This is a genomic window from Rahnella perminowiae (assembly GCF_019049755.1).
Taxonomy (GTDB): Bacteria; Pseudomonadota; Gammaproteobacteria; order Enterobacterales; family Enterobacteriaceae; genus Rahnella; species Rahnella perminowiae.
This window is the reverse complement of the sequence record NZ_JAFMOS010000079.1, coordinates 1-583: the sequence shown is the minus strand read 5'-3', so window position 1 is coordinate 583 and position 583 is coordinate 1. Positions and strand designations below refer to the sequence as shown.

1 protein-coding gene is annotated in these 583 nt (G+C 40.1%); it reads left to right on the top strand.

Annotation, left to right across the window (positions count from 1 at the left end; all coding sequences use genetic code 11):
• Positions 1-126 precede the first annotated feature (126 nt).
• Positions 127-583: fimbrial protein (locus J1785_RS00400; RefSeq protein WP_217218536.1), on the top strand; the 457-nt coding region annotated here is incomplete at its 3' end.

The window sequence follows — 583 nt, the reverse complement described above, 5'->3', positions numbered from 1 at the left end:
ATATTTAGGTAGGTAAACATTCCTTATACGGATAGATACGTCGGGCATTACTCGTAAATTAAAGGATTAAATACGAACAAAAAATTACTTCCTGTATCCATTGCGGCTTTAATGATGATTGGCGGTATGAATACTGCCTCTGCTGCTTCTATACTTTTCACCGGTACAATAGGGGCGAGTAGTTGCGTCCTTGATGTGAATAACAGTGGTTCTACAGTAGGCGATGTCGATATGGGCAGCATTTCGATTAGTGCGCTGACTGCTAATAGTGGCGCAACTTCAGCTGCCGTTCCGTTCACTATAAGCCTAAAGAATTGTACCGGTGGTTCAAATTATTCAATTGAATTTGCTGGCACCAGCCCATCTTTTAATAACAATTACTTCCTTGCTCCGGAGTCAATGGGCTCCGGTGTATTCTATGAAATCAAAGACAGCGAAGGTCGGAACGTCAAATCTAAAGAGTTAATTGCAACCAATATCTCTAAAGATGGAGAGTCTGCTAACATGCATTTCACTGTAAACTTATTGGCAATAAACCAAATGGTTAATCAAGGTAGTTTCGTTATGGCTAATGGTATAAATG